The sequence below is a fragment of the Herbidospora cretacea genome, assembly GCF_001570605.1.
Lineage (GTDB): Bacteria > Actinomycetota > Actinomycetes > Streptosporangiales > Streptosporangiaceae > Herbidospora > Herbidospora cretacea.
In genome coordinates this window covers 72,153-92,433 of record NZ_BBXG01000015.1, presented here as the reverse complement: position 1 = coordinate 92,433, position 20,281 = coordinate 72,153, and the positions used below count along the sequence as shown (strand labels likewise).

Below are 20,281 nucleotides of genomic sequence, written 5' to 3'. Positions count from 1 at the left end.
CCGAAGATTTTCCCGATGCCATTTGAAGAATTTCTGCATGCGAATCACGGAACAATAACGGCGATTCGCCGGACATGTCGGAGCTGCGTTCTGGAAAAGGTGGCCACATGTTCTGCCCAAGCAGTGGAATGGTGAATCCATGCGCTGGGCAATCACGGTGGTCGTGTTGATGGTGGCGGGCTGCTCCTTGGCTTCGGGGGCCGCCGAGCGGAAGGTCCCCAAGGTGGAGCCACCGCTCGCCGCGCCGTGCGCCGTCACCGCCGTGCTGATCCCGACCTGCGGCGCCTGGTGGGGCATCGCCCCCGAGGTCTTCACCGGCCAGGGGCCGGCCCGGAGCCTGGAGCGGGCCGAGCGGCGGATGGGCCGCCGGGCCGACGTCCTGCACGTCTACCACCGCGCCGGCGAGCTCTTCCCCACCGCCGAGGAGCGCGCCCTCGTGAGAGACCGGCTGCTGCTGGTCAACTGGAAGCCGTCACTGCGTCACACCTGGGCCGAGATCGCCTCGGGCGCGCTCGACCGGCGGATCGACAAGCTCGCCGGCCACATCACCAGGACGTTCCCGCAGCGGTTCTTCCTGACGATCCACCACGAACCTGAGAACGACGTCCGCCCGGCCGAGGGCATGGCGGCCGACGACTACGCCGCGATGTTCCGCCACGTCGTGCTGCGCCTGCGCGCGAAGGGCGTCACCAACGCGGTGACGGTGATGACCTACATGGGCGCGCCCAACTGGTCGTCGGCGCCCTGGTTCGAGCGGCTCTACCCGGGTGACGCGGTGGTCGACTGGATCGGCGTCGACCCCTACGCCGACGACCGGGTCACCGACTTCGCCTCACTCGTCGACAAGCGCCGCCCCGACCATCCCGGCTGGCCGGGTTTCTACCGGTGGGCGCAGTCGCGCTTCCCGGCCAAGCCGATCATGGTGGCCGAATGGGGGGTGTTCGAGCGCCCCGGGTTCAAGGCCTCGTTCTTCGATTCGGCACGCCGCCAGATCGCCGCCTACCCCCAGATCAAGGCCCTGGTCTACTTCGACTCCCCGTGGGCGCCCCGAGGCGACACCCGGTTCGACACCACGCCCGACGCCGCCGAGGCGTTCCGGCGGCTCGGGCGCTCGCCCTACCTGACCCAGCCGCCCGCCGTCAGGGCGTTCATCACCAGCGAGACGGCCCGCTCGACCGGCAGGCCGGTGGTGTCGATCTCCAGGTCGGCGTCCTCCGGCTCGTCGTAGGGGGCCGAGACGCCGGTGAACTCGGGGATCAGGCCCGCGCGGGCCTTGGCGTAGAGGCCCTTGCGGTCGCGGCGCTCACACTCCTCCAGCGGGGTGGAGATCCACACCAGCAGGAAGTCGGCGCCGACCTCCTCGGCCATCTCGCGCGCCTCGTCGCGGGTGTGCGCGTGCGGCGCGATCGGGGCGCAGATGGCCAGACCGCCGTGGCGGGCGACCTCCGAGGCGACGTACCCGATCCTGCGGATGTTCAGGTCCCGGTCCTCCGCCGAGAAGGTCAGGCCCTTGGACAGCAGCCGCCGGACCACGTCGCCGTCGAGGTAGGTGACCGTGCGGGTGCCCTTCTCCAGCAGCGCGTCGCGCACCCCTCGGGCCACAGTCGACTTGCCCGAACCGCTCAGGCCGGTGAAGAAGACGACCAGGCCGCGCCGGTGGGGCGGGCCGGGGATGCGGACCGGGGCGGGGCCGGCGTAGTGCTCGGTCGCGCCGAAGTTGCGGGCGACGTGCTCACGGAGTTCGAGGTCGATCTCGACGTCCTCGCGCGGCGCGAGCGGGACCGCCACCACCTGCGACCCGGGCAGCTCGGCCTGCGCCTTCAGCGCTGACCGCACCACCGCGGGCCCGCCCTCGCCGAAGGCGAGCGGCATGAGCAGGATCGTCGCCTCCAGCTCCTCGGCGGTGGCGGCGACGTCGGCCAGCGCTGGTCCGTCGAGCGGCCCGCGCATCGTGACCGCCAGCACCTCGCCGTCGAGCTTCAGTTCCTCGGGGGTACGGCGCAGCCGCGCGAACGGCCCGTACACGGGCGCGCCCAGCGCCTCCACCGGACCCGCGGCGTGGTGCCCGTCGCGCTCGGTCACGGTCAGGGTCGCCAGCGCGGCGCCCTCCGGGTCGGTGAGCGTGACCACGTCGCCGACGGCGATCTCGTCGGGCAGCGCGATCGTGACAGGGTCGGGCCAGGGGGTGCCGTCGGCGAGCGTGCCCGTCTCCTCGACGGAGGTCGCGTCGGCCTTCCCGAGGAAACCGGTCAGCGGCGCGAACGCTCCCGACAGGAGCAGTTCGAGGTCGGCCAGTTCGCGGGCGTCGGGGGTCCAGTCGGTCATGGCGGTCGATTATCCGATCTCGGCAGGCATAGGCGGAGCCGCACGGCGGCGTCATAAAGGCTGACACATCTTCCAGGAGGTGACCGTGGACTCGGCAGCAGAACTGCGTTTCCGCGAGTTCGTGGCCGCCCGGTCACCCGCGCTGATGGGCCTCGCCTATCTCCTCACCGCCGGCGACCAGCACGCCGCCGAGGACCTCGTGCAGTCGTCGCTGGTCAGGGCCCTGGCCAAATGGGACAGGATCGACGACCCCGAGGCCTACCTGAAACGCGTCATGTACCACCAGCACGTCAGCCTGTGGCGGCGCGCCTTCCGGCGGCACGAGACCACCGTCGCCGAACCCCCCGAGAAGGGCGCCGACGACGCCACCCGCACGGTCGAGTTACGCCTGGCCCTGCGCGAGGCGCTGGCCACCCTCACGCGCCGGCAGCGCGCCATGCTCGTGCTCCGCTTCTACGAGGACCTGCCCGAAGAGGAGATCGCCCGCCTCATGGGCTGCTCGGTCGGCACGGTCCGCAGCACCACCCACCGATCCCTGGCGAAACTGCGCTCTGCCGACCTGAGGGAGCTCACCCGATGAACGAGGACGTCCTGATCGAGGAGGGCCTCCGGGACTGGGCCCAGGAGGCGCGGGTGCCCGCCGACCTGGCCGACCGCGCGCTGCGGGCCCGCAGGCGGCGACGGGTCGGCCTCACCGGCTTCGGCGCGGTCCTGGTCGCCGCCGCCGTCACGGCCGTCGTCACCCTGGTGCCGGGCGCCTCACCCGAGCGCACCATCGTGGCCGTGGCGCCGACCCGGGCCGCCTCACCCGCGCCGACGACCGTGCACAGTGACGTGGAGAACGACCCGCCGCTGAACCTGGTCGCGGCCGGGCCCTGGGCCGTGGGCTCCTACTACTCCACCGAATGGGCCGACACCGGCCGGGGCACCGAGACCCTCCGCTACACCTGGAGCGTCTACAGCCAGGCCGAGGGCCGCTACGTCCGCACCCCGTTCCAGTGGCTCGACGTGCTCCCCGGCATGCGGCAGGCGGCGGTGATCGAGGGCGACCTGCCCTCCCGCAGGATCGGCGTGGTCGACCTGACGACCATGGCGATCACCCGCTGGTTCGACCTGGAGGAGGCCGCCGGTTCGGTCTTCTGGTCGCCCGACGGCTCGAAGCTGGTCGCCACCACCTACAGCGCGCCCCCCGACGAGCAGAAATGGCTCGACGAGGAGCGCACCAGCGCGACGGGCCTGCCGAAGTCCCGCACCGGCTTCTACGTGATCGACATGAACGCCGAAACCATGACCTGGAGACCCCTGCCGCCCGACACCGACAACATGAACGGGCGCGAGGACCTGCGCTGGGACGACGACAACACCCGCCTATGGGCCGCCAAGATCAGCGGCGGCGGCCGGTGGCTCTACGACACCGAGGGCACCCCGCTGGGCGCCGAGGAGGACTACCCCCGCCGCATGAACGAGGCGGGAGTGTCCCCGAACGGCAGACTGCGGGCCGGTCCCGCCGGCCTGCCCACCAGAATCACCGACGTCGAGACCGGTGAGGTCGTCGGCCGCCAGCGGATGCTCCAGCTCTGGGCCTGGGTCGACGACGACCACCTGATCGGCCTCGGGTGCGCCCGCGACTGCGACGACGAGTTCGAGAGCGCGCTGGTCATGGTGAGCGTCGACGGCGAGGAGACGGTCCAGCTCGCCTCCTACCGCGACTCCCGCACCTCCTGGCGGCCGGTCCTGGTGCGCCGCTAGATGATCCGCGCGAAGTGGTTCCTCGGTCTGCGCACGATCAGCGTCACCTCGTCGTAGACCGGTTCGAGCCGCCCGCGCGACGCCGACGCCACCGCCCGCAGCACCGTCTCGACCAGTTTTCTCCGGGGGCCGAGACGGGCCGGGCCGGTGGTGTCGCCCCGGTCCTCGGCGATCATCAGGCCGCGCATCAGGCAGTAGGCCCGCAGCCCCTCCCGCGAGCAGACCGGTTCGTAGACGGCCGGCAGCGTCTCCCCGAACCGCCGCCGCACCCAGTCGGGCAGGTTCCGGTCGACGAACCCGTAGGCCGACTCGCGGTCACGGACCCTCAGCAGGAGGAGCCCGCCGGGACGCAGCGAGTTGACCATGCGGTCGAGGATCAGCTCGGCGTACTGCACCCGCTCCAGCAGGAACTCCACGCAGACGACGTCGAACCCGCGCGGTGTCATCGGCACGGAACGCAGGTCGCCCAGGGCGTACGCGTGCAGATCGGGACGCCGGGTCGTGTGGGAACGCAGCGCGGGCCGATCCTCATCGACCCCCGTCACCCGGCAGTCGACACCGCCGAGATCCAGTGGTTCGCCCCGGCCGCATCCGGCCACCAGGACGTCGAGCGGCTTGCCGGGCGACTCCGCGGCGCGTTCGCCGATGATTTTTCCGAAGGACATGTAACAAAGCGTAGTCATCCGCTCACCGAATCGGTCGCCATCATGGGCGAGTCGCGTCCGCAGTAGCCTTGTGAGGTATCCCCGGTCCCGATCAGGTTCCGGGTCGTCCGTGTGCCGTCGACTCGTCCGGCGCGCGGCTGTAGTGACTCACGTGGGGGCCCGCGGCATGACTCTTTCCGGACTTCTCGACCTCGTAGCCGCTCAGCCTGAGCTGGCCGAGGCGCTCGGCCAGGAGGTGACCGGCGCCGATCTGATCGCGCCGGCCGCGCTGCGCCCGTTCGGGGTGGCGGCGGTGGCGCGCACCCGTCCGGTCCTGGCGGTGACCGCCACCGGGCGCGAGGCCGAGGACCTGGCGGCCGCCCTCACGAGCCTGCTGCCCGAGTCGGAGGTGGCGGTCTTCCCGGCGTGGGAGACGCTGCCGCACGAGCGGCTCTCGCCGCGCAGCGACACGGTAGGCCAGCGGCTCGCCGTCCTGCGGCGGCTCGCCCATCCGATCGCGGGCGACCCGAGCGCGGGGCCGCTGCGGGTGGTGGTCGCGCCGGTCCGCGCGATCCTGCAGCCCATCGTGGCGGGCCTGGGCGATCTGGAGCCGGTGCGCCTGCGGCCCGGCGACGACGCCGACCTCGAAGACGTGGTGGCCCGGCTGGTGGAGAACGGCTACCACCGGGTCGACATGGTGGAGAAGCGCGGCGAGGTCGCGGTCCGGGGCGGGCTGCTCGACGTGTTCCCGCCGACCGAGGAACACCCGCTGCGGCTGGAGTTCTGGGGCGACACCGTGGAGGAGATCCGCTGGTTCAAGGTCGCCGACCAGCGCTCCCTCGAAGTCGCCGAGGGCGGGCTGTTCGCCGCGCCGTGCCGTGAGCTGCTGCTGACCGCCGAGGTCCGTGAGCGCGCCCGTGAGCTGGCCGAGAGCCACCCGGCGCTGGGGGAGATCCTCGGCTCGCTGGCCGACGGGATCCCGGTCGAGGGCATGGAGGCGTTCGCGCCGGTGCTCGCCGGGGACATGGACATGCTGATCGACCACCTGCCGCTGCGGGCCGGGATCTTCGTCTGCGACCCCGAGCGCATCCGGGGCCGGGCGGTCGAGCTCGTCCGGACCAGCCAGGAGTTCCTGGAGGCGTCGTGGATCACCGCCGCCGCCGGGGGAGAGGCCCCGATCGACCTCGACGCCGCCGCGTTCCGCACCCTCGACGAGGTGCGCGAGCACGCCGGTGAGCTGGGCCAGCCCTGGTGGTCGATCTCGCCCTTCGGCGAGGGCATCGACCTGGGGGGCCACGACGTGGAGGCGTACCGGGGAGACACCCAGCGCGCGCTCGGCGACATCAAGGGCTGGCTGGGAGCGGGGCGCTCGGTCGTCCTGATGAGCGAGGGCCACGGGCCGGCCGAGCGGATGGTCGAGCTGCTCAAGGGGGTCGACGTCGCGGCCCGGCTGGTGCGGTCGATCGACGGGCCGCCCGACCGCGACGTGGTCCACGTGACGACGGGGCGGCTGGAACACGGCTTCGTCATGCAGACGCTGGCCGTGCTGACCCATCTCGACCTGGTGGGGCAGAAGGCGTCCACGAAGGACATGCGGCGGCTGCCGAGCCGGCGCCGGAACATGGTCGACCCGCTCCAGCTCAAGATCGGCGACCACGTCGTCCACGAGCAGCACGGCGTCGGCCGCTACATCGAGATGGTCCAGCGCACGGTCCAAAGCGCGACCCGCGAATACCTCGTCATCGAATACGCCAAGGGCGACCGCCTCTACGTCCCCACCGACCAGCTCGACGAGGTCACCCGCTACGTCGGCGGCGAGTCCCCGACGCTCAACCGGATGGGCGGCGCCGACTGGGCCAAGGCCAAGACGCGGGCCAAGAAGGCCGTCAAGGAGATCGCGGGCGAGCTGATCCGCCTCTACTCCGCCCGCATGGCCTCCCCGGGCCACGCCTTCGCGGCCGACTCGCCGTGGCAGCGCGAGATGGAGGACGCCTTCCCCTACGCCGAGACCGGCGACCAGCTCGAAGCGATCGACGAGGTCAAGCGCGACATGGAGCGGGCGGTCCCGATGGACCGGCTGATCTGCGGCGACGTGGGCTACGGCAAGACCGAGATCGCGGTGCGGGCGGCGTTCAAGGCCGTCCAGGACGGCAAGCAGGTCGCGGTGCTGGTGCCGACGACGCTGCTGGTGCAGCAGCACCTGTCGACCTTCGGCGAGCGGTTCGCCAACTTCCCGGTGACGGTGAAGCCGGTCTCCCGCTTCCAGACCGACGCCGAGGTGAAGGACACCCTCGAAGGGCTGCGGGCGGGCGGCATCGACGTCGTGATCGGCACCCACCGCCTCTTCTCGCCCGAGGTCAGGTTCAAGGACCTGGGCCTGATCATCGTCGACGAGGAGCAGCGGTTCGGAGTCGAGCACAAGGAGGCGATGAAGCACCTGCGCACCCAGGTCGACGTGCTGGCCATGTCGGCCACCCCGATCCCGCGAACCCTGGAGATGGGCCTGACCGGCATCCGCGAGATGTCGACCATCCTCACCCCGCCCGAGGAGCGCCACCCGATCCTGACCTTCGTCGGCCCCTACGACGAGAAGCAGATCGCCGCCGCGATCCGGCGCGAGCTGATGCGCGACGGCCAGGTGTTCTTCGTCCACAACCGGGTGCGCAGCATCGACAAGGTCGCCGCCCGCCTGCACGAACTCGTCCCCGAGGCGCGCGTGGCGGTCGCCCACGGCCAGATGAACGAGCAGCAGCTCGAAAAGATCATGGTGGGCTTCTGGGAGCGCGACTTCGACGTGCTCGTCTCCACCACGATCGTCGAGTCGGGCCTCGACGTGCCCAACGCCAACACCCTGATCGTCGACCGGGCCGACAACTACGGCCTCTCGCAGCTCCACCAGCTCCGCGGCCGCGTCGGCCGTGGCCGGGAGCGCGGCTACGCCTACTTCCTCTACCCGCCGGAGAACCCGCTCACCGAGACCGCCCACGAGCGCCTGGCCACGATCGCCCAGCACACCGAGATGGGCGCGGGCATGTACGTCGCCATGAAGGACCTGGAGATCCGGGGCGCCGGCAACATCCTGGGCGCCGAGCAGTCGGGCCACATCCAGGGCGTCGGCTTCGACCTGTATGTGCGGATGATGGCGGAGGCCGTACAGGAACAGAAGAACAAGCTCTCCGGCGAGACGGTCACCGAGCAGCCCGACGTCAAGGTCGAGCTCCCGATCAACGCGCACATCCCGCACGACTACGTCACCAGCGAGCGCCTGCGGCTGGAGGCCTACAAGCGGATCGCCGCGATCGGCGGCGAAGAGGACATCACGGCCGTCCGCGACGAGCTCACCGACCGCTACGGCCGCCCGCCGCAGGAGGTCGACAACCTGCTCGAAGTGGCCCGGTTCCGCCTGCGGGCCCGCAAGGCGGGGCTGACCGACGTCCAGCTGATGGGCGCCAACGTCAAGTTCGCCCCGGCGGTCCTGCGCGACTCCCAGCAGGTGCGGCTCCAGCGGCTCTACCCGAAGGCCCTGCTCAAGCAGGCCGCCGAGACGCTGCTGGTGCCGGTTCCCAAGACCAAGCCGATCGGCGGGCAGCCGCTGCGCGACCTCGACATGCTCCGCTGGTGCGGGGACCTGGTCGAGGCTCTGTTCCTGGAGCCCAACCGAGTAAAGTAGCCCCGCGTTGTGAACCTGCCGCAAAGAAGGGTCGTTCCGTGAAGCTCAAACTGGCCGCCGTGGCCGTCGCCGCAGGGCTGGCGCTGACCGCGTGCAGCGGGCCGATCGAGGCCGGTTCCGCGGCCATCGTCGGAGACCACCGCATCACCACCGACACGCTCGAACAGAACGTGTCCGAATACCAGAAGGCGCTGGAGGCGGCGAAGGTGGCGCCCGACCAGCTCCAGCTTCCCGGCACGCTGACCCAGGCGGTGCTGCTCCAGCTCGCCAACATCAGCCAGTTCAGCCAGCTCGAGACGCAGAACGGCATCACCGTCACCGACGGCGAGGTCGCCGCGTTCTACGCCAAGAACAACGGCCAGGCCGCCGTCGACCAGATCCTGCTCCAGCGGGGTGTGGCGCCGGGGCAGACCCGTGAGTGGCTCAAGGTCTCCATCGGCTCGGAGAAGCTCGCCGCCAAGCTCGGCGGCGGCACCGGCGAGCAGCAGATCGCCGCGGGCCAGGAGAAGATCAACGAGCTGGCCGGCAAGATCCGGGTGACCTTCAGCCCCCGCTACGGCAAGTTCGACCCCGCGCAGGGCTGGCTGCCGAACGACCGCTTCGGCACCCCGCCGGCCCCCAACGGCGCCGCCGCGGGCTGATCGCGTGCCACTGATCGTCGTCACCTCCTCGCCCCGGGTCGCCCCCGGGATCCTCAGCGCTCCCGCGTGGGAGGCCCTGCGGGCGGGGAAGGTCTTCACCGGTTCCGCCGACCATCCCCTGCTGCCGTTCGTGCCGGGGGCCGAGGTCCGCGACGACCCGGCGGGCATCGCCCACGAGAGCGTCACCGCGACTCTGGTCTGGCTCGCCGCCCAAGACGGCGACGAGGCGTTCTTCCGCGCCGTCGGCCACGCCGCGCTGGCGCTCGACGACCCGCCGGAGATCGAGGTCGTCCCGGGCTCCTACGACCTGCCCGGCGCCCGCCTGCTCGACATGGTCTCGGTGATGGACCGGCTGCGCCGCGAGTGCCCCTGGGACGGCCGGCAGACCCACGCGTCCCTGATCCCCTACCTGCTCGAAGAGTCCTACGAGGTCCTGGAGACCATCGAGAACGGCGACTTCGACGCGCTCCGCGAGGAGCTCGGCGACCTGCTGTTCCAGGTGGTCTTCCACGCCCGCCTCGCCCAGGAGCGCGGCGACGAGGGCTGGGACGTCGACGACGTCGCCGAGGCGATCGTGACCAAGCTGGTCCGCCGCCACCCCCACGTCTTCGCCGACGTGTCGGTCGACGGGGCCGAGACGGTGGCGGCCAACTGGGAAGAGATCAAGAAGGCCGAACGCGCGGCCAAGGGCGAGTCGGAGTCGGCGCTGAGCGGGGTCCCGATGGGCCAGCCGTCGGTGTCGCTGGCGGCCCAGCTGCTGCGCCGCGCGTCCCGGGCGGGGGCGCCCGCCGCGCTCGCCGAAGGGCCCGCCTCCCCAGGTCAGCGGCTCTTCGATCTCGTCCGCGAGATCCAGGCCGCCGGGGAGGACCCGGAGGCCGCGCTGCGCCGGGCGGCCCGTGACTACCGGGCCAGGGTCGAGGCGTGGGAGCGGAACTCCGTCTCGGATGGTGGACAGATGGGCGTTACCGGCGAGTAGGCGTCGATAGGCTCTTGTCGCAAACTGTCTTTCGACATTTAGGAGTGCTTCGTGGCTTCCATCGAGGCCGTTCACGCCCGCGAGATCCTCGATTCACGGGGTAACCCCACCGTCGAGGTCGAAGTCCTGCTCGAAGACGGCAGCACCGGCCGGGCTGCTGTGCCGAGCGGCGCCTCCACCGGGCAGTTCGAGGCGGTCGAGCTCCGTGACGGCGGCTCCCGCTACAAGGGCAAGGGCGTCGAGAAGGCCGTCCTGGCCGTCACCGACGAGATCCAGGACGAGATCCTCGGCATCGACGCCGAGGAGCAGCGCATCATCGACCAGGTCATGATCGACCTCGACGGCACGCCGAACAAGGCGCGCCTGGGCGCCAACGCCATCCTCGGCGTGTCGCTGGCCGTCGCCAAGGCCGCGGCCGAGTCGTCCGACCTCCAGCTGTTCCGCTACGTCGGCGGCCCCAACGCCCACGTGCTGCCGGTCCCGATGATGAACATCCTCAACGGCGGCGCCCACGCCGACTCCAACGTCGACATCCAGGAGTTCATGATCGCGCCGATCGGCGCGGCCACGTTCTCCGAGGCCGTCCGCATCGGCGCGGAGACCTACCACTCGCTCAAGTCGGTGCTCAAGGAGCGCGGCTACGCCACGGGCCTCGGCGACGAGGGCGGCTTCGCCCCCAACCTGCCCAGCAACCGCGACGCCCTCGACCTGATCCTGGTCGCGATCGAGAAGGCCGGCTTCACCCCCGGCACCGACATCGCGCTCGCCCTCGACGTGGCCGCCACCGAGTTCCACAAGGACGGCGTCTACACCATCGACGGCAAGGGCCTGTCGGCCGAGGAGCTCGCCGCCTACTACGAGGACCTGGTCCGCAGCTACCCGCTCGTCTCGATCGAAGACCCCTTCGACGAGGAGGACTGGGCGGGCTGGAAGACGCTGACCGACACCGTCGGCGGCAAGGTCCAGATCGTCGGCGACGACCTGTTCGTCACCAACCCCGAGCGGCTGGCCCGCGGCATCGAGACCGGCACCGCCAACGCCCTGCTGGTCAAGGTCAACCAGATCGGCACCCTGTCGGAGACCCTCGACGCCGTCGACCTGGCCCACCGCAGCGGCTACCGCTGCATGATGAGCCACCGCTCGGGCGAGACCGAGGACGTCACCATCGCCGACCTCGCGGTCGCGGTCAACGCCGGCCAGATCAAGACCGGCGCCCCCGCCCGCTCCGACCGGGTCGCGAAGTACAACCAGCTGCTGCGCATCGAGGAACTTCTCGACGACGCCGCGCGCTACGCGGGTCGCGCGGCTTTCCCGCGCTTCCAGGGCTAAGTTTTACCGGTACGGCCCGCGTCCCAGCGGGCGCGGGCCCTACCGGGAAGCGGGGGATCGAACTTGGCGAGACGACCGCAGCTCACCGGCCGCGCCGCGATCCTCGCGGTCGTGGTCTGCGCGATCGCGATGAGCCTGGCCTATCCCGTCCGCGAGTTCCTCGCGCAGCGACGGCAGATCGCCCAGCTCGAACAGCAGCAGGCGAAGGCGCTGACCGACCTCCGTTCACTGGAGGAGGAGCGCAAACGCCTCGAAGACCCCGAATACATCAAGCGCGAGGCCCGCGAGAAGCTCCACTTCTGCGAGCCCGGCGCCCACTGCTACGGGGTCCTCGACGACGGAACGAAGACATCCGCCTCGGCCGGACAGCGCAAGGCCGCCGTCTCGCCGTGGTACATCTCGCTCTGGCAGTCGGTCGAGTCGGCCGACCGGGGGCAAGGCAAGAAGATCGGGGGATAGGTGTCCGGGGTCAGTCCAGACGACCTGGCGGCGGTGGAGGCCCAGCTGGGGCGCCCGCCGCGTGGCGTGCGCGCGGTGGCGCACCGATGCCCGTGCGGGCTCCCTGACGTGGTCGAGACCTCACCGCGCCTGCCCGACGGCACTCCCTTCCCCACCACCTTCTACCTGACCTGCCCCAAGGCGGCGTCGGCCATCGGCACCCTGGAGGCCGACGGCGTGATGGCCGAGATGCGCGAACGCCTGGCCGCCGACCCCGAGCTGGCCGCGCGCTACCAGGCCGCCCACGACGACTACCTGGCCCGCCGCGACAAGGCCGCCGCCGAAGACGGCCTGGAACCGCTGCCGCGCGGCACCCAGACGGCCGGCGGCATGCCCGACCGGGTCAAGTGCCTCCACGCGCTGGTCGGCCACGAACTCGCCGCCCCCGGCGCCAACCCTTTCGGCCGCGAGGCCCTCGACCGATTGCCCGAGTGGTGGGCCGAAGGCCCCTGCGTCTGCTGACGAGGTGGGATCAGAAGTGACTCGTGTGGCCGCCATCGACTGCGGGACCAACTCGGTCCGGCTGCTCATCGCCGACGTCGAGGGTGACACCCTCACCGACGTCACGCGCCGGATGGAGATCGTCCGTCTCGGGCAGGGCGTCGACAAGACCGGCATGCTCGCCCCCGAGGCCCTGGAGCGCACGTTCGCCGCGATGCGCGGCTACGCCTCGGAGATCCTCGACGAGGGCGCGGTGAAGACCCGCGTGGTCGCGACCTCCGCCACCCGCGACGCCGGCAACCGCGACGTCTTCGTCGACGGCGTGCGCGCCATCTTCGGCGTGGAGCCCGAAGTCGTGACGGGTGACGTGGAGGCCAATCTCTCCTTCAACGGGGCCGTAAGGGGCATTTCCGACCCGCCGGGGCCCTATCTGGTCGTGGACATCGGCGGCGGCTCGACCGAGTTCGTCGTGGGGTCGTCGTCGGTCAAGGGCGCCCTGTCGATGGACATCGGCTGCGTCCGCCTGACCGAGCGCCACGACTCCGACTTCGCCGCCATGCGGGCCGACATCGACGCCGCCCTGTCGGTGGTGGCCGACACGGTCCCGGTGCGCGACGCCCGGACGCTGGTCGGCCTCGCCGGCTCGGTGACCACCGTCGCCGGAATCGCTCTCGACCTGCCCTTCTACGACTCCGACAAGATCCACCACTCGCGGATCTCCGCCGCCGACGTCCACGCGGTGACCAAGCGGCTCCTCACGATGACCCGCGAGGAGCGCGCCGCCATCCCGGTCATGCACCCGGGCCGCGTCGACGTGATCAGCGCGGGCGCGCTCATCATCGACCGCATCGTCGAGGACTTCGGCTTCACCGAGGTGATCGTCAGCGAACACGACATCCTCGACGGCATCGCCTGGTCGATGGCCTGAGCCCTCACCTCCGCAGGCGCACCGGCAGGGAGAACAGGCCGCGCATGATGTTGCCCGGCCACCAGACCAGGTCGTCGGTGGCCAGGGTCAGGTCGGGGAAGCGGCGGATCACGCCGCCGATCGCGACCTCGCCCTCGATCTTGGCCAGCGCCGCCCCCACGCAGTAGTGCGGCCCGCGCCCGAACGCCAGATGCGGTTCGTCGATCCGGCCGGGGCGGAACGCGTCGGGGTCGTCGAACGCCTCCGGATCGCGGTTGGCCGCCAGGAGGGACACCAGGATCGGCTCGCCGGGCAGCATCTCCTGGCCGCCGATCACGACGGGCTCGGTCGGGAAGCGCCACGTCGCGTTCCGCACCGGGCCGTCGTAGCGGAGCATCTCGTCGATGACGTCGGGGAGCGTCGCCGGGTCTTGCTGCAGGGCGGCGAACTGGCCGGGGTGGCGTAACAGCGCGAGCAGGCCGTTGCCGATCAGCGCGACCGTCGTCTCGTGGCCGGCGATCAGCAGCAGGAAGGCGGTCGAGGTCAGCTCGTCGGGGCTGATGTCGGGGCGGCGCACCAGCTCGGTCAGCAGGTCGTCGCCCGGGTGGGTGCGCTTGTGGGCCACCAGGTCGCCCAGGAAGCGCTCCAGCCCGTCGGTCGCCTCGGCGAGCCGGCCGATCTCCGCCGCCGCCGCCGAGTCGATGATCGAGGCCAGGTGGTGGAAGGTGGCCCGCTCGGACTCGGGCACGCCCAGCAGGTCGCAGATGATCGCGATCGGCAGCGGATAGGCCAGGTCGGCGATCAGGTCGGCCTCGTCCTTGGCGGCCATCACGGCGAGCAGGCCCTCGGTCAGCTCCTCGGCCCTGGCCCGGAGCCCGGCCACGCGGCGGGGCGTGAACGCGGCGCTGACCAGGCGGCGCAGCCGCGGGTGGTCGGGGGAGTCGGCGTTCAGCATGTGGCGGGCCAGCGTCGAGCGGTGGTCGAGGGGGAGACCGAGCTGCGCGCGGAACCATTCGGGGGAGCCCAGCGCCGGGTCCTTCGCCAGCGCGGGGTGGGTCAGCGCGGTCACCGCGTCGGCGTAACGGGTGATCAGCCAGGCCTCGCAGCCGGGTAGCGGGACCTTGGTCACCGGGGCGTTGCGGCGCAGCCAGTCGTAGGCCGGATAGGGGTCGGCGTCGAAGGCGGGCCCGAAAAGGGGAGGGAGGGACACGGCGTTCTCCTTCCCCGCGCCCTCCCCTGGCACGCTTGGGGCCATGAGTTTCGTTCCTCCCGGCACCGGCTGGCCGGACGACCCGGCCACGCCCTCGACCCCCGTCGCGACCACCCCGGCCGAGGTGGCCGCGCTGGCGGCGGCCAGCCCGTCGATCGGCGAGCTGACCGCCCGCCAGTCGGTGTGCCGGGCCTGTCCACGGCTGGTGGAGTGGCGCGAGGAGGTGGCCGAGGTGAAGCGGAAGGCGTACCGGACCGAGACCTACTGGGGCCGCCCGATCGCCGGGTGGGGCGACGACGACCCGAGGGTCCTGATCGTGGGCCTCGCGCCGGCCGCCCACGGCGGGAACCGGACCGGCCGCATCTTCACCGGCGACCGCAGCGGCGACTGGCTCTTCGCCTCCCTCCACCGCACCGGCCTGGCCGCGCGGCCGACGAGCGTCTTCGCGGGTGACGGCCAGCGCCTGATCGGCGCCCGCATGGTCGCCGCCGTCCGCTGCGCCCCACCCGCCAACAAGCCGACCCCCGAGGAGCGGGACACCTGCTTCCCGTGGCTGCTCATGGAGCTCCAGTTCGTCCGCCCCCGCGCCGTGGTCGCGCTGGGCGGCTTCGCCTGGCAGGCGATCTGGCCGGCCCTGAAAGCCGCCGGATACCCCCCCCCGGCGCCGCGCCCGCCGTTCGGCCACGGCGTGGAGGTCCCCCTGGGCGGCACCACCCTGATCGGCTGTTACCACCCCAGCCAGCAGAACACCTTCACCGGGCGCGTCACCGAACCGATGCTCGACGCGGTCTTCACCAGGGCCGCAGCCCTCTAAGAGCCTTTCTTCCGTTACGGCTCCCGCCCACCCCGGCCCCGACCGCCGCCCAAGCCCGCCGCCGTACCCGGCGCCTCCCGGCCGCGCGGGCGACGCGCCGCGACGGCGGGGGGAGCCGCCCCGTTCCGACACAAGTGCGTTGTCGCAGGTGGGAGGGCTTGTGAATTGCTTCACATGTGTGAAGTCGGTCACGTTCGCAAGATCGGTCAGTTTTTCCTCGGGAAGTCGTACAGAAACTTGCCGATCTGGAAACTTCGGTCAAGTTCCCTTGGGAAGGGATTGGCCTCGCCGGGTGTTGTTCAGGTAGCTTGTGAATGCTTTCACAAGCGATCGGCACACACGAAGGGCATCCGTGGTGAACCGCACCTCGAAGCACATCGTCATCGTTGGCGGTGGATACGTGGGCATGTACACCGGCCTGCGGCTCCAGCGCACGCTCCGCCGCGAACTGCGGAACGGATCGGTCCAGATCACCCTCATCGACCCCCAGTCCTACATGACCTACCAGCCGTTCCTGCCGGAGGCAGCCGCCGGGAGCATCTCGCCCCGCCACGTCGTCGCGCCGCTGCGCCGGGTGCTGTCCAAGGTCAGGATCCTCAACGGCAAGGTCGCGAAGGTCCACCACGAGCAGCGCACGCTGACCTTCGAGCCGATCGTGGGCGAACCCCGGGAGATCGGCTACGACATCGTGGTGATGGCCGCCGGGTCGGTCTCCCGCACCCTGCCCATCCCCGGGCTCGCCGACGCGGCGATCGGGTTCAAGTCGGTCGGTGAGGCCATCGCGCTGCGCAACCGGGTGCTGGCCCTGCTCGACCGGGCCGAGTCGGCCGACGACGAGGAGGTGCGGCGCAGGGCGCTCACGTTCGTCGTGGTCGGCGGCGGGTTCGCCGGCATCGAGGCGCTGGCCGAGCTGGAGGACATGACCGAGGACGCCATCAGGTACTACCCGTCGATCAAGAAGAGCGACATGCGGTGGGTGCTGATCGAGGCGACCGACCGCATCCTTCCCGAGGTCGGGCCCGAGATGGGCCTGTGGACCGCCGACCAGCTGCGCGAGCGCGGCATCGAGCTGAAGATGAAGACCCGGCTCGACTCGGTCGTCGGCGGACACGTCAAGACGAGCGACGGCGACTCCTTCGAGGCGGCGACCGTGGTGTGGACGGCGGGCGTCAAGGCCGCGCCGATCGTGAACAGCGGCGACTTCCCGCTCGACGAGCGCGGACGCATCAAGACGACCACCAAGCTGACCGTCGACGGCGTCGACGACGCCTTCGCGGCCGGTGACGTGGCCGGCGTGCCCGACCTCACCCACCCCGGTGAATACTGCGCGCCCAACGCCCAGCACGCCGTCCGCCAGGCGAAGGTCCTCGGCGACAACATCACCGCCTACCTGCGGGAACGCCCTCTCAAGGACTACCGGCACAAGTACGTCGGCTCGGTCGCCGGCCTCGGCCTGCACAAGGGCGTCGCGAACGTCTACGGCGTCAAGCTGCGCGGCTGGCCCGCGTGGTTCATGCACCGGACCTACCACCTGTCGCGGGTGCCGACCACCAACCGGAAGGTCCGCGTCATGGCCGACTGGACCCTGTCGCTGTTCTTCCGCCGGGAGACCGTCTCGCTGGGTGAGATCGAGCACCCCCGCGACCAGTTCAAAGCCGCTGCCGCTGGGTAACCCCGGCATCTCCCTTTGTTAACGGCCCGCGCCTACCATCAGGCGCGGGCCGTTGTCGCATTGGCAGGGGAGAAGGGCGCGGACGTGGTTGTTTCATCCCGTTTCGCTAGCCATTCTCCCTGCTACTGTATTGGCGCCCAGTTTGATGGATCGTACGGGGGATGCGGCGTAAGGTCTCACCAGTTACAGTTGTGCGCTCCGTGACGTATGATCGCGGCGCCCCCGTAGCCCAATGGCAGAGGCAAGCCCCTTAAAAGGGCTTTAGTGCGGGTTCGAGTCCCGCCGGGGGCACCGTTCTGCGGCGTTATTCAGCCCGTGACCAGCGAAAATGCGGTCACGGGCTGTTGTGATTCCAGGATGAAAGCAGAGAGTGCGCGAGACCCGGCCACGCCGCCCTCGGATGATCTACCTGCGGCTCGTCCCGTCAGTGGCCCCGTCAAGGCCGGATCCCCGCCGCGCACGCCGGACCGGGCTCCCGGGGCCGCCTCCGAACGAAGTTCTGTCAGGGGGGACGGTGAGTGCCGAGGCGGTCACCTCGGACCTGGTCGCCAGGAGGCCTTACTCCGGGGTGAGAATCCGTTTCCACCTGGAGGCCGGGCCGCGCGGAAGCGGATGCCGAGAAACGCCATAAAAGGACGACCGATAAATCGATGATCATGGATCTGCGGCCATCGATCGGGTATTGCGCGATTTTCCCGGAAGTGGTTTTTCCTGAAGTGCCGCGACCGCCTCACGTCAATGGCGGCCGAATGGTTCGGATGGATGAACCGGTGCTTATTCGGGTGGTTATGCCAGATGGCGTCGCCACCGGAAGTCGCGACCGGGTGAATGTGCGCACCCGTAGCTTATCGATCAAGGATTTCCCAGGTCAGGCCACATGGGCGACGTCCATTCACGGAATCCTGGAAGAAACCTGTGGGTTCACCGGGAAGGGCTGCGCCAGGTGTGACCACCTGTGACGGTGGTGTTCTTGGGGTCTGGCCTGGAATGTCCTGAGTCGCCGGTCAAATATGTCCCAAGCCGACCGCCGGGCCTGTTAGTCCCTTTGATTTCGCCGCCAGCACGGCCCTGACCGCCCCGGGCAGGCCGGGCGAGTCCATGGCGGCGAGTTCGGCCGCCGTCCACCGCCGGGCCGCGACCAGCTCGGCCACCCGCTCCGCCAGACCGTCTCCCGCCAGGCAGCAGACCGCCCGGAACAGAAGCGTCTCGTGGTGGACGGCCAGCCGCAGACAGGCCTCGGCCGCCTCGGGCGACTCGTCCGCGATCAGCGCCAGCCACCACAGCGCCCGCCGCGCCTGCGGGATCGACAGGTGCTCGGTGAGCCGGTCGATCAGCCCCGGACGGGCCGCGGCGACCTCGCCCAGCAGCCGTCCGGCCAGCGCCACCGGCCGGACGGGGTGCCCGGAGGTCCACTCGGCCAGCCACTTCAGCTCCTCCGCGCCCAGAGCGGCCAGCTCCGGGACGCGCCGCAGCGGCGCGGGCCGTGGCCCCAGCAGCATGCTCGCGACCACCGCCGGCGCCTCCGCGCGCCAGTCGGCCAGCGGATCGACTTCCAGCGCCGCCGCGACCACCTCGAACACCCGGCCCTCCGGCCGCCCGACCTCACCGGGCTCCCGCCAGAAGGCCTTCAGCGCGTCGTGGAAGATCCGGTCGAGGTCGTCGGGGTCCTCCAGCCACAGCACCGCCCCGCTATGGGGCGCCAGCCCGCCCGGATGGCGGACCTCGACCAGCAGCCGGACCTGCCGGTTGCCGTCGGGCAGCTCGGTGAGCAGGGCGTCCATGTCGTCGCGGAGGTCGCCCTCCTGCACCACGACGAGCGCCGGTCGCCGGTCTGCCGTCAGCAGCGCGACCAGCCCCTTTCCCGAGCCGGGACGCAGCCGCCCGGCCCGCCGGCCCGGCGACCGGCGGCGTGCGAACTCCACCATGAGCCGCGACTTCCCCACCCCGGGAGCCCCGGCGACCACCATGACGGGTGGGGCGTCGCGGTCGTCGAGCCAGGCGTCCAGCATGGCCATCTCCCGGTCGCGCCCGCTGAAGGGGACCGGGCAGGCGGCCGCGTCGAGCGGCGACCCGCGTCCCGGCTTCACCCACAACGAGGTCAGCCGAGGCCCCGGGGTGAGCCCGGTCTCCGGTCCCACCATCGCCCGGTGCGACCGGAACCGCCGGAACCAGGACACGAACGCCCCGATGAGCAGCCCCCGGACGACGAACTCGGCCGCGCCGCCCAGGTCCTCGGTGAACCACAGGGCGACGCCGAGAAGGAGGATGACCGCGGCGAAGAGGAGCTCCGGCAGCCAGGGGCGTAATCGCTGGACCATGGGTCGATCAAGGCACGCGGGGGTGGCCGGGTGCAATACCCGTGCGTGCCTTTCGCGGCCAGGTGACCAGCCGCCACGCGTGTTCGACCGGGCCCTGCCGGAAGTGCCGCAGCCACAGCGCCGACCACACCCACTGCACGATCAGGATGACCCCCGCGATCCCCAGCACCGTCCCCGTCGACCAGTCCTCGGCGGTCCCGCCGACCAGCCTCGACGCCGCCAGCACGAGCAGCGTCGCCGTCAGGTAGTTGGTCAGCGCCATCCGGCCCAGGGGCGCGAGGAGGCCGTACAGGAACCCCCGGAGGGGGCTGCGCAGCAGCACCAGGAACAGGCAGAAGTAGACCGTCGCGGTCGCCAGCCCGGCGGCGGTGAACAGGTTCACATCCGAGGCCTGGAGGTGACCGAGCACGACGGCCGGGACCAGCGCCACCGCCCCGACCAGCAGCGGAATCCTTGTGGACGACTCCAGCCGGTCGGCCACCCCGAACCGCACCAGCGCCGACCCCAGCAGGAACAGCCCCGGCACCACCAGGATCCCGCCGCCGAGGAAGAGGGCCGCGCCGAGGGCGACCGCCGCGAGCGCCGCGACCACCCGCCGGGGCAGCCACGACGACGGCAGCAGCACGACCAGCCCGGCCGCTGCGTAGATCGTGAGGATGTCGCCGTCCCAGAGCAGCCGATGTGCCAGCCCGAGCAGGAACAGCGCCAGCAGCCGCCGCAGCAGCACCAGGCGCGGCGACACGCCCCGAGCCTCGGCCGACTCGTAGAGGAGCGAGAAGCCCATCCCGAACAGCAGCGAGAAGATCGGGAAGAACCGGTGGTCGACCAGGAGCCCGAGCCAGAGGTCGGCGGTGGTCGGCGGCGCGCCGTCGGGGGGCAGCAGGCCGACCGTGGTCGCGATCGGCCGCACGTTGGCGACCAGGATCCCGCAGAGCGCGAACCCGCGGATCACGTCGAGCGCCACGATGCGTGGCCGGGGGGATTGCTGGGGGGCTTGTCGTGACATGTCGCCAAAGTGTGGTCACGGCGGCGGTCCCCGGCCTGATCCGAACGGCCAGTTGAGACCGCCGGCGCCTCGTCCTTTCGG

At 71.1% G+C, this 20,281-nt stretch carries 18 protein-coding genes and 1 tRNA gene; 14 read left to right on the top strand and 5 right to left on the bottom strand.

Annotated elements, in window-relative coordinates; translation table 11 throughout:
- Positions 1-139: 139 nt before the first annotated feature.
- Positions 140-1,228 carry a glycoside hydrolase family 26 protein gene (locus tag AW270_RS26145; protein ID WP_157522651.1) on the top strand — a complete coding sequence of 363 codons (1,089 nt, stop codon included), beginning with the start codon at positions 140-142 and terminating at the stop codon, positions 1,226-1,228.
- Here AW270_RS26145 and cysC read toward each other — a convergent pair.
- Positions 1,117-2,325: an adenylyl-sulfate kinase gene (gene cysC / locus AW270_RS26140; protein ID WP_061298583.1), complete on the bottom strand. Its 1,209-nt coding sequence runs from the start codon at positions 2,323-2,325 to the stop codon at positions 1,117-1,119. The genes AW270_RS26145 and cysC overlap by 112 nt on opposite strands.
- 85 nt (positions 2,326-2,410) lie before the next feature.
- On the opposite strand from cysC, the gene AW270_RS26135 reads away from it, so the two are divergent.
- Entirely contained in the window at positions 2,411-2,905 is a 495-nt protein-coding gene (locus AW270_RS26135; protein ID WP_061298581.1) for a SigE family RNA polymerase sigma factor, read from the top strand.
- A complete protein-coding gene (locus AW270_RS26130) occupies positions 2,902-4,074 on the top strand; it encodes a hypothetical protein (RefSeq protein ID WP_061298578.1) in 1,173 nt (390 codons plus the stop codon). Before AW270_RS26135 ends, AW270_RS26130 begins: the two co-directional genes overlap by 4 nt.
- Here the strand turns inward: AW270_RS26130 and AW270_RS26125 are convergent.
- Positions 4,071-4,739, bottom strand: coding sequence for a methyltransferase domain-containing protein (locus AW270_RS26125; RefSeq protein WP_157522648.1), 669 nt, complete (start codon positions 4,737-4,739; stop codon positions 4,071-4,073). The two genes, AW270_RS26130 and AW270_RS26125, sit on opposite strands and share 4 nt — an antisense overlap.
- Positions 4,740-4,905: 166 nt before the next feature.
- On the opposite strand from AW270_RS26125, the gene mfd reads away from it, so the two are divergent.
- The 7 genes from mfd (at position 4,906) to AW270_RS26090 (ending at position 13,201) form a co-directional block, all read left to right on the top strand.
- On the top strand, positions 4,906-8,388 hold the full coding sequence (mfd, locus tag AW270_RS26120) for a transcription-repair coupling factor (RefSeq protein WP_061298573.1): 3,483 nt from the start codon (positions 4,906-4,908) through the stop codon (positions 8,386-8,388).
- Between the two features lie 38 nt (positions 8,389-8,426).
- Positions 8,427-9,029 (top strand): SurA N-terminal domain-containing protein, encoded by a 603-nt coding sequence (locus AW270_RS39065; RefSeq protein ID WP_061298571.1) that lies wholly within the window; start codon positions 8,427-8,429, stop codon positions 9,027-9,029.
- 4 nt (positions 9,030-9,033) lie between these two features.
- A complete protein-coding gene (locus tag AW270_RS26110) occupies positions 9,034-10,005 on the top strand; it encodes a nucleoside triphosphate pyrophosphohydrolase (protein ID WP_061298569.1) in 972 nt (323 codons plus the stop codon).
- A gap of 51 nt (positions 10,006-10,056) precedes the next feature.
- On the top strand, positions 10,057-11,334 hold the full coding sequence (gene eno, locus AW270_RS26105) for a phosphopyruvate hydratase (RefSeq protein ID WP_061298567.1): 1,278 nt from the start codon (positions 10,057-10,059) through the stop codon (positions 11,332-11,334).
- Positions 11,335-11,397: 63 nt separating this feature from the next.
- On the top strand, positions 11,398-11,793 hold the full coding sequence (locus AW270_RS39060; protein WP_061298565.1) for an FtsB family cell division protein: 396 nt from the start codon (positions 11,398-11,400) through the stop codon (positions 11,791-11,793).
- Positions 11,794-12,294: a DUF501 domain-containing protein gene (locus AW270_RS39055; RefSeq protein WP_061298563.1), complete on the top strand. Its 501-nt coding sequence runs from the start codon at positions 11,794-11,796 to the stop codon at positions 12,292-12,294.
- Between the two features lie 16 nt (positions 12,295-12,310).
- Entirely contained in the window at positions 12,311-13,201 is an 891-nt protein-coding gene (locus tag AW270_RS26090) for a Ppx/GppA phosphatase family protein (RefSeq protein ID WP_082801844.1), read from the top strand.
- A 4-nt stretch (positions 13,202-13,205) separates the two neighbouring features.
- Here the strand turns inward: AW270_RS26090 and AW270_RS26085 are convergent, their stop codons facing one another.
- Positions 13,206-14,390 carry a cytochrome P450 family protein gene (locus AW270_RS26085; protein ID WP_245674857.1) on the bottom strand — a complete coding sequence of 395 codons (1,185 nt, stop codon included), beginning with the start codon at positions 14,388-14,390 and terminating at the stop codon, positions 13,206-13,208.
- A 43-nt stretch (positions 14,391-14,433) separates the two neighbouring features.
- Between AW270_RS26085 and AW270_RS26080 the strand changes: the two genes are divergently transcribed.
- From AW270_RS26080 to AW270_RS39050, 4 genes are all read left to right on the top strand, one after another.
- Complete coding sequence (locus tag AW270_RS26080) at positions 14,434-15,204, top strand: uracil-DNA glycosylase (RefSeq protein WP_061298556.1); 771 nt, start codon at positions 14,434-14,436, stop codon at positions 15,202-15,204.
- A 406-nt stretch (positions 15,205-15,610) separates the two neighbouring features.
- The gene (locus tag AW270_RS26075; RefSeq protein WP_061298767.1) at positions 15,611-16,876 is read left to right on the top strand and encodes an NAD(P)/FAD-dependent oxidoreductase; all 1,266 of its coding nucleotides are present in this window, start codon (positions 15,611-15,613) and stop codon (positions 16,874-16,876) included.
- A 218-nt stretch (positions 16,877-17,094) separates the two neighbouring features.
- Positions 17,095-17,167: transfer RNA gene (locus AW270_RS26070), tRNA-Leu, on the top strand.
- A gap of 359 nt (positions 17,168-17,526) precedes the next feature.
- Positions 17,527-17,835, top strand: coding sequence for a hypothetical protein (locus AW270_RS39050; protein ID WP_157522645.1), 309 nt, complete (start codon positions 17,527-17,529; stop codon positions 17,833-17,835).
- A 45-nt stretch (positions 17,836-17,880) separates the two neighbouring features.
- Here AW270_RS39050 and AW270_RS26065 read toward each other — a convergent pair whose 3' ends face one another.
- Entirely contained in the window at positions 17,881-19,194 is a 1,314-nt protein-coding gene (locus tag AW270_RS26065) for an AAA family ATPase (RefSeq protein WP_061298554.1), read from the bottom strand.
- Positions 19,195-19,201: 7 nt separating this feature from the next.
- Positions 19,202-20,200, bottom strand: a complete 999-nt coding sequence (locus AW270_RS26060) for a DUF418 domain-containing protein (protein ID WP_061298552.1) — start codon at positions 20,198-20,200, stop codon at positions 19,202-19,204.
- Between the last annotated feature and the right edge of the window lie 81 nt (positions 20,201-20,281).